Annotated in this window: 7 protein-coding genes; all 7 read right to left on the bottom strand. The window is 69.9% G+C overall.

Going from position 1 to position 8581, the window contains the following annotated elements; genetic code table 11:
- A partial coding sequence (locus ACOJSF_RS08945) for a UvrD-helicase domain-containing protein (protein WP_420141865.1) occupies window positions 1–899 on the bottom strand: 899 nt, incomplete at its 3' end.
- Window positions 896–3868 (bottom strand): double-strand break repair protein AddB, encoded by a 2973-nt coding sequence (addB, locus tag ACOJSF_RS08940; RefSeq protein ID WP_420141864.1) that lies wholly within the window; start codon window positions 3866–3868, stop codon window positions 896–898. The genes addB and ACOJSF_RS08945, both read right to left, overlap by 4 nt.
- A complete protein-coding gene (locus tag ACOJSF_RS08935) occupies window positions 3865–4581 on the bottom strand; it encodes a nucleotidyltransferase family protein (protein ID WP_420141863.1) in 717 nt (238 codons plus the stop codon). Before ACOJSF_RS08935 ends, addB begins: the two co-directional genes overlap by 4 nt.
- The gene (locus ACOJSF_RS08930; protein WP_420141866.1) at window positions 4578–5525 is read right to left on the bottom strand and encodes an aminoglycoside phosphotransferase family protein; all 948 of its coding nucleotides are present in this window, start codon (window positions 5523–5525) and stop codon (window positions 4578–4580) included. Before ACOJSF_RS08930 ends, ACOJSF_RS08935 begins: the two co-directional genes overlap by 4 nt.
- A complete protein-coding gene (gene tsaE / locus ACOJSF_RS08925) occupies window positions 5522–5983 on the bottom strand; it encodes a tRNA (adenosine(37)-N6)-threonylcarbamoyltransferase complex ATPase subunit type 1 TsaE (protein ID WP_420141862.1) in 462 nt (153 codons plus the stop codon). The genes ACOJSF_RS08930 and tsaE overlap by 4 nt, the downstream gene beginning before the upstream one ends.
- On the bottom strand, window positions 5980–8346 hold the full coding sequence (locus tag ACOJSF_RS08920) for a PAS-domain containing protein (RefSeq protein WP_420141861.1): 2367 nt from the start codon (window positions 8344–8346) through the stop codon (window positions 5980–5982). The genes tsaE and ACOJSF_RS08920 overlap by 4 nt, the downstream gene beginning before the upstream one ends.
- Window positions 8347–8399: 53 nt before the next feature.
- Window positions 8400–8581: adenosylhomocysteinase (locus tag ACOJSF_RS08915; RefSeq protein ID WP_420141860.1), on the bottom strand; the 182-nt coding region annotated here is incomplete at its 5' end.

Below are 8581 nucleotides of genomic sequence, written 5' to 3'. Positions count from 1 at the left end.
CCGTCCTTCCTGGCCCAGACGCCGTGCAAAGCGTCCAATGTCGCCGCGCGCTCCGCCGGATCGGCGGCAAGCCAGCGCTCCACGACGTCCGCCCGCGTGGCGCCGCGCGTCGTGCCCCACGCGCGATTGGCCTCGGCGATGCGCTGGAGGCAGGCGCGGTCGAAGCACGCATCGCCGACCTGCTCGAGAATGTATGACTCGATGTCGCCCAGTGGAACGTCGAGCGCGGTCCGGATTCGCGGCTCGATCCCTGTTCTGCTGCCAAGCGCGGCCAGAGCGTCGTGCGCCCGCGCGCTGAGCCGCAGATAACGCTCGGCCTTTTCCTCGCCAAGACGGCGGCTCAGCACCTGCACATCCTGGATCAGCCCAAGATCACCGGTCCGTTCGGCCGCTGTCAGCATCTCTGCCAGGGTTGCGCGCGCCAGCGCCGCCTCGGCAGCGCCTTCGAGCGGACGGAATCCGGGCGCGAGGCCCGCCTCTGCCGGGAAGGACGCGAGCAGGGTCTGGCTGAAGGCGTGGATGGTCTGGATGCGCAGCCCCCCGCCGGGAGCGTCGAGCACCCGCGCGAACAGGCGCCGGGCGCGACGCAGGGCGGCGTCATCATGAGGCTCGGAGAGCGCGAAAAGTTCCTTGCGCAGCTTGGCGTCGGACATCCGCACCCAGCTCGCCAGCCGCGCCTGGATCCGCTCGGCCATTTCTGCCGCGCCGGCCTTGGTAAAGGTCAGGCACAGGATTGCATCGGGTGACGCCCCCGTCAGCAGCAGCCGCAGCACGCGCGCGGTCAGCACATGCGTCTTGCCGGTCCCGGCCGAAGCCGACAGCCACACTTGCCGGCGCGGGTGCGAGGCGTCGGCCTGCGCACCCTCCAGCCGGCTGAGCGGTGACAGACGCCCGCTCATGCCCCCGCCCCCGGGGCCGAGCGGCCATACCATTCGTCGAGGCGCATCAACTGATCGTAATCGCCGTATGGCGCATGTTCCGGATGGAGCTTGGCGGTAAACGGGGCATCACCGAACAGGTATCGTTGGACCGCATCGGTCAGCACGCGGGCGGCCCGGCTGGTGAAGTCAGCCGGGTCGATCCCCTCGCCCGCCTTGTTGAGCCCCGTCGGGGTCGCGATATGGCCGAGCGCGCCGTCCTTCGCGGCGAGTGACCAATATTCGAACACAGTCGGCTTTGCCCTCAGCGCCGCGCCGAAACCGCCTTCCTCGGCGATCAGGCCCAGCAGGCCGAGTTGCATCGCATACCCCTCCGCCACCGCGCGCTTCGACGGCGGCTTGCCGGTCTTCCAGTCGACGATCGCGAGCGATCCGTCGGGCAGGCGATCGATCCGATCGACCGTGCCCTCCAGTTTCAATCCGGCGATCGCGATCTCGCCCTTCACCTCGGCCGCGATCGGAATACGGCCCTGCGCCACCCCATCGGCCACCTGCGCCCCGATCCACTCGACCGCTTCCAGCAAGCGCGGCGTCCACAAGGCGCGCAGCACCGGGTGGCGGGCACTTTCGGCCAGCAGCGCCTCGGCGCGGGGGCGCAGGCGCGACGGCGCGCAGCCATCCTCCTTGATCCACGCTTCGAAGATGCGATGGACCGCGCTGCCGCGCCAGGCCGCGCTGGGATCGGCATCGACCGCATCCCAGGCGCGCAATTTCAGCATGGCGTCGGCATAAAAGGCGAACGGATCGGCCTTCAGACGGTCGAGCTTGGTCACGGCGACCCTGCGCGGACGGTCCTCCACCGGGGGCGACGGCTCGGGCCGGCGGATCAGGGTGAAATCGTCGGGCCGGTCGAGCTGTTCCGCCCACCGGCCGATCGCACGCGCGGGCGTGACCCCGCCCGTCATCGCGTCGAGGCGCAGCCAGAAGCGTGACGGCACCGCCGGCGCGCGCGCGTCGCGGCGAGCGCGCGTGATCAGGACCTCGGGCGCGCCGAGCGCGGCGGCGAATTGCTCAGCCTCTGCCCCAATCCGGCGTTCGAGGCCGGGCAGGCCCAACGTTGCGCGGATTGCAGGCGCGAGCCACGGATCGGGTGCGGGCAGCGACGGCCATGTGCCCTCGTTCAGGCCACCGAGGATCATCAGGTCCGCCTGCTGCAGGCGCGCCTCGATCAGCCCCCAGATGAACAGGCGCGGGTGACCGCCCTGCGGCGGACGCACCGCCACCCCGTCGAGCAAGGTCCGCAGCATGGCGGGAACGGCTGCCGTGGCGACAGCGCGTGGGCCGTCCGGGGCATGTTCCTCGAGGGACGCGAGCAGATCGGCAGCGGCGCGGCCCGCCGGTCGACTCCACGCCGCATCCCCTGCCAGCGCGGACGCGGCGTCACGCAGCAGCGCGAACATCTCCTCAAGCGCAACGCCCGATCCCGCGAAGGCGGCGGCAAGCGGTTCCAGCATCGGCACCACGCTTTCCCACCACGACAGGATGTCGCGCCGCAGCCGGGCCGTCCGGACGTCACCTTCACGCAGGAAGGCCGTAACTCCCTGCAGTCCCGGTGCGGGACGCGGCCCGCGCAACGCGCGATCGAGCAGACGGACATCGGCCAGCCAGGCGCCCCGCGCGTCGCCCGCACGCACCAGCGGATGCTTGAGCCACGCCAGCAGCGGCACCGGCGCGAACCCTTCGGCCGCGGCGTCGGCGATGCTGGTGAGCAAGGTGCCCGATGCGGTCAGCGACAAAGGACGGCCGGCGCTGTCGTCCGCCTCGATCCCCCAGCGCGCGAGATGCGCCGATACGCGCGCGGCGAGCGCGCGGTCCGGCGTGACCAGCGCGACCGTGCGCCCCGGCACCTCCAGCGCCTCGCGCATGGCGAGCGCGATCGCCTGCGCCTCGGCTGGCGGGTTGGCCACGGTCAGCGCGCGGACCCCCGACAGGCGGCGCGCGCGTGACGGCAAGTCGGCCCATTTGTCGGTGAACACCGCCGCCGCCATCGCATTGTGGATCGCGCGCCCGCGATCGGCCGAGGCCCCGCCCCCGCCGCCGCGCGGCCATGCGCGCACCTCCTCGCGCGCCACTCCGATCCGGTCGAGCAACTGGCGCAGCGCATATTGCGGGTGCGTCTCCATCGGGCGCTCGCCCGCTCCGCCCGCCAGCGCATCCCATTCGTCATCGGGCATGGCACGATCGAGCCCGGGCACGATCACCATGCCGTCGGGCAGGCGCGCCACGCGACGGAGCAATCGTGCCAGGGTCGGCGCCGCGACCGTGACGCCGGCGGCCACTACCGGGCCGGCAGGCGCGCGCCGGGCCCAGGCGCGCTCGGTTTCGGCGAGCAGGCGGTTGCGTCGGTCGGCCAGGTCGATCCGCCCACGCCGGGCGAGCTCCTCCGGCCAGCGATCGAGAACGACGCGCAGAATGTCCAGCGAGGCCTGCCAATGTTCGGCCAGCGCATCCGGCACCGCGTCCGCCAGGCGGGCGGGGGCGACGTCCTCGACGATCATCTGGTCGAGCAGGCGGGCAAGATCGGCAGCGAGCCGGATCGCACCGGCCGCATCCGTCTCGGGCCGAACCTCGCCGATCAGGCGCGCGAGGGTAAGCTGGCGTGCAAGGGGGTCGATCGCGGGCGGCACCGACGCGGCGTCGGCCATGTCGAACAGCGTGCCGAGCCGCTCGTCGAGCGCCGGGTCGCCGACGGGCACCAATCGGGGTAGCAGCAGGCCGCCCCCCGCCCGCCTGACGAATGCGTCGGTCACGGCCCGGACCGAACGATTGTTGGGCAGCAGGATCGTCGTGCGCGCCAGACGCATCCGATCCGCGCCTGCCCGCGCGAGCAGTCCCGCCGCCAGCGCATCGGCGAAAGGGCGATGAATCGGAATCGTGTAGACCGTAGGCGGGGCCGGCCGCACCGGGGCGGACGCGGCGGGATCGCTCACGCCGACTCCAGGATCATCGCTTCGGATTTCGCCACCGCGAGCGGTGTTCCGACATCGAACCACAGACCTTCGTGCACCGCGCCGAACGCCCGGCCGGCGGCGATCGCCCGATCCCACAACAGGTTCATGGAAAAGGCGCCCTCCGGCGCATCCGCGAACAGCCGCCGCGAAACGAGCTGGACGCCCGTGAACACGAACGGCGCCATCTTGCCTGTCGCAGGGCGGGCGAGACGGCCGAGCGGATCGAGCCGAAAATCGCCGACGCCCCCGTAGCAGTTGGCGCGCGCGATGGGTACGAGCAGCAGCAGCGCATCCATCGCATCCTCGTCCCACTGCGCGTCGAGCAGGTCGATCGCGCGCACCGGCCCGTCGATCCAGAGGTTATCGCTGTTGACGATCAGGAAGCGTTCGTCGTCGATCAATGGCAGTGCCTTGGTCACGCCGCCGCCTGTCTCCAGCAGCATGGCGCGCTCGTCCGACAGCACGATCTCCAGCCCGTGCCCACGGATCGCCAGATGCGCCTCCAGCGCGTCCGCCAGATAATGGACGTTGATCACGGCGCGCGCCACGCCGGCCGCGCGCAGCCGATCGAGCGCATGATCGATCAGCGGCTTGCCAGCCACCGGAACCAGCGGCTTCGGCCGGGTAGCGGTCAACGGGCGCATGCGCTTGCCGAGCCCAGCGGCCAGCACCATCGCCGTCCGGATAGTCATGCGACGCGATCCGCCCAGGCGGCGGCGCGCTTGCCCGTAGGTACGTTCGCGTCGAACCAGGCGCGTACCGGCGCCAGGGCCGGGTGTGCCAGGTCGCGTTCCAGATAGGCCCACACGCGTGGCTGGTAGGCAAGGTAGCGTGGCTTGCCGTCGCGCTTCCACAGGCGCGTGAAGATGCCCAGGATCTTCGCGTTCCGCTGCGCGCCCAGTACGGCATAAGCGGCGCGATCGACGGATCCGTAATGCGCCAGCATCGCCTCCTCCAGCTCCGGGCTCACGTCGCGCCGCGCATCCTGGAGCAGCGACACGAGATCGTAGGCGGGGTGTCCGGCCAGCGCATCCTGGAAATCGAGCAGGCCGAGCCCCCCGTCGGCGAGCAACATGATATTCTCGGCATGATAATCGCGCAGCACAGTGGCCGAGCGATCATCGGCGATCGGCGCCAGCACCTCGTCCCATGCTGCCGCATAGCCGGGCGCGGGCTCCAGCCCGACCGCCGGCATGTACCAGTCGGGAAACAGGCCCGCCTCACGCTGGTAGACCGCCATATAGTAGGGCGGCAGCGTGCCGGGCGGCTGGCGGTGGAGATCGCGCAACAGGTCGATCGCGGCGGCATAGATCAGCGTTTCGCGCGCCGGATCGGCTTCCACCACTTCCTTCATCCGCGCGTCGCCGAAATCCTCGAGCAGGATCAGCCCGCGATCGAGATCCCGCGCCAGCACCCGAGGCGCGGCAAAGCCCAGTGCGTGGAGGTGATCGGCCACGGCCAGGAACGGCCGGCTGTCCTCGTGCTGCGGCGGCGCATCCATCAGCACCGCGCTGCGCCCGCCGGCGTGGACGCGGAAATAGCGCCGAAAGGAGGCGTCACCGGCCAGCGGCGAAATCGCCGCGCCGCCCCAGCCGGCCTCCCTGACGAAGGCTTCGGCATCGGCGGGCGGGGTCATTGGGCGGGTGGCCATCGCCCTTCCCATGACGGCGGCGCATCCCAAGTCAAGCGCCGGCCGCCGGCCTGCTCCTCGACCATGACGAGCCGCAACGCATCGGACCATAGCCGCGCGCCCATCCGCTCGGGCCATTCGATCAGCAACGCGGCTTCCGCGCGTGCATCGTCGAGTCCGAGTTCGTTCAGCTCCTCCCCCTCCTCGATCCGGTATAGGTCGACATGCCACAGCGGCAGGCGAAGCTCGTCGGCGGCATAGGCGATCACCAGCGCGAAGCTGGGGCTCGGCGCCTCGCCCTCTAGCCCCAGCGCCGCCAGCACGCCGCGCGCGAAGGTGGTCTTGCCGGCCCCCAAATCACCCGAAAGCGCAACCACGTCTCCCGGCCGCAGCGCTTCCGCCAATGCCTGTCCTGCCTGCTCGGTCGCCGCTGCGTCCGCGAGGTGGATGGCGCCGGTGCTCACGCGACCACCTCGCTCGTGCTCAGGGGAATGCGGACGATCACGCTCGTGCCCCGGCCGACTTCCGACAACAATTCGAGCGTGCCGTCATGCGCTTCGACCAGATGGCGCGCGAGCGGCACGCCCAGCCCGCCGGCAATCGCGTCCTCGGGCGTCGCGTCGGCGGCCGAGCGGTTGAAGCGGTCGAAAATCGCTTCGCGCTGCTTGGGCGACATGCCCTGTCCGTTATCGGACACGATCACCTCCGCCATACCGTCGATCCGCCTGCTGCGCACGAGGACACGCCCACCGGGGGGGGTGAAGGTCAAGGCATTGCCCAGCAAATGCTCCAGCGCCTGGAGCAGCCGGCGGCGGTCGCCCGCGATCGTTCCGCCATCGGGCTCGATCTCGGCCGATAAGGCGAGCCCGGCGTCCTGCACGCGCTCGCGCGCATGATCGACCGCCGCCTGGACGAGATCGGACACGGCGAGCGGCTCCATCGTCATCGGCAGCGTTCCGACCGCGCTCTGCGTCAGGTCGAGCACGTCGCTCGTCAGATTGGTGAGCTGGCTCACGCCCCCCAGGATCGCCGCAACATAGTCGCGCGCGGTCTCGCTCAGCTCGCCGGCATATCCGTTCGCGAGCATCTCGGCGAAACCCGCGATCGAGGTGAGCGGCACGCGCAGCTCATAGCTCATGTTCGCGACGAACGAGTTCTTGAGCCGGTTTGCTTCCTCCAGCGCCTCGTTGCGATCGCGCAGTGCTTCCTCGATCCCGCGGCTCGCCGTGATGTCGAGCAAGGTGAACAGCGCATTCCCGTCGGGCAGCGGGACTGCTGCGAACTCGAAATGGCGACCATCCACCAGGCTGATCCGCCCCGATCGCTGCTGGCGCTCCAGCGTGGCGACGCGGACGATGTCGCGGATCGCGCCGGCGCGCGAAGGGTCGAGCAGTTGCGGCGCGATCGCCTGTACCAGCACGTCGACGCGGGGCTGACGGGCCAGATCCTCGTCGGGCAGGTTCCAGATATCGCGAAAGCGCGAATTCCAGAGGTTGAGGCGCCCGTCCGCGGCGAAGACGCCGATCGCCTCGAACAGGCTGTCGAACGTGGCCGTCCGCACACGCACCAAGGTGTCCCGCGCGCTAGCCAGCTGGAGATGCTCGGTCCGGTCCTCGAAAATCAGCAGCAGGCCGCGATCAGGCAAGGGCTGCGCCACGACGCGCAGATGCGTGCCGCCTGGGATCAGCCAATTTTCCTCGACCGCCTCGGTCGTCGAGAACCAGCGGCGGCGCTCCGCCTTCCAATTGGGAAAGTCGCGGCTTTCGGGCACGCGCTGTGCGTCGCGCATCCGTTCGAGAACCCGGTCGAATTCCGGCTGTTCGGCCAGCCAGTCGGTCTCGATGGCGAAAAGGCGCATGAATTGCCGGTTGTAGAAGACGAGTGTGCGGTCGGCCGCGAACTGGGCGACGCCCGCTGAAAGGCGGTCGAACATATCGCGCTGGGCCCGGACGAAATCGCCGAGCTCGGCGCGCGCATCCTCCAGATCCTGGATGTCGATCGCATAGCCTGCGACTCCCGCTTCACCGATCGGCACGTCGGCAACGCGCATCATCCGCCGCTCGCCGCCGATGATGGCCGGCGCGCTCCGCAGCACGATCTGGTTGGTCGCGCGCGCCTCGGCGGCGCAAAGGCGCGGGCTGGGGCCGTTGCCGCTCTCGATCAACTCCATGCCCTGCTTCACGACCTGTTCGGCGTCAGGGCCGTCGATTGCGTTGACATAGGCGCCGTTGACCAGCGCGAGATCGAGGTCGGGACCGCGATGCCACATCGGGAAGGGGGCGGCCTCGATCAGCGCCGAGAGGCTGTCGAGCGCGCGGCGCATGCGAGCCACCTGCTGGTCGAGCCGCGCGATCGCATGCTGCATGTCACTGACATCGTGCACCCACAGCAGAACGGCCCGGCGCCCATCCTCCTCGACGCTATAAGGCTCGGCGCGGATCGAAAAGACGCGCTCGCCGCGCGACAAGGTCATCTGAACCGGGCGCGCCGACGCTCGGGTCGCCTCGATCATTTCCGCAAGCCTGCGGAAGTCGCCCTCGGGAAGGCCGGTGGGACCGTCCAATTGCTCCAGCGTCCGGGGGTTGCGTTCCAGGCCCAGCCAGGCGGCGATGCGCGGGTCGGCGTCGACCGCGCCGCCCGGGTAGATCAAAAGCGGCGCCGCCGGCGCACCCGACAGGAGCGTGCCGATCGCGCGCGATTCGCCGATAACCGCTTGGGCCTGCGCCGCCTTGCGCAGGCCGAACCACGTCGCACCGATCGCCAATGCGAGCCACAGCCCCGCAAGGCTGGCCAGCAAAACACCACCGAACGATACATCCCCCATCATCGACCCGCTTCTAGGACAGCGGGCCGATGATGTGAAACGGGGTTAATCGCTGCTCAGTAGCGATAATGATCCGGCTTGTACGGCCCGGAGGTCGTCACGCCGATATAGGCCGCCTGCTTTTCGGTCAGCGTGGTCAGTTTCACGCCAAGCTTGTCGAGGTGGAGGCGCGCGACCTTCTCGTCGAGATGCTTGGGCAGGACATAGACCTGGTTCTGATACTGCTCACCCTTGGTGA

The sequence above is a fragment of the Sphingomonas sp. genome (assembly GCF_048594985.1).
Classification (GTDB): Bacteria; Pseudomonadota; Alphaproteobacteria; order Sphingomonadales; family Sphingomonadaceae; genus Sphingomonas_I.
The sequence above is the reverse complement of the archived record's forward strand: the minus strand, read 5'-3'. Positions and strand labels throughout refer to the sequence as shown.

Coding starts and splice junctions, on each gene's coding strand:
- ACOJSF_RS08920 (WP_420141861.1), bottom strand. CDS start 8,346: ATGATGGGGGATGTATCGTTCGGTGGTGTTTTGCTGGCCAGCCTTGCG.
- ACOJSF_RS08930 (WP_420141866.1), bottom strand. CDS start 5,525: ATGACCCCGCCCGCCGATGCCGAAGCCTTCGTCAGGGAGGCCGGCTGG.
- ACOJSF_RS08935 (WP_420141863.1), bottom strand. CDS start 4,581: ATGACTATCCGGACGGCGATGGTGCTGGCCGCTGGGCTCGGCAAGCGC.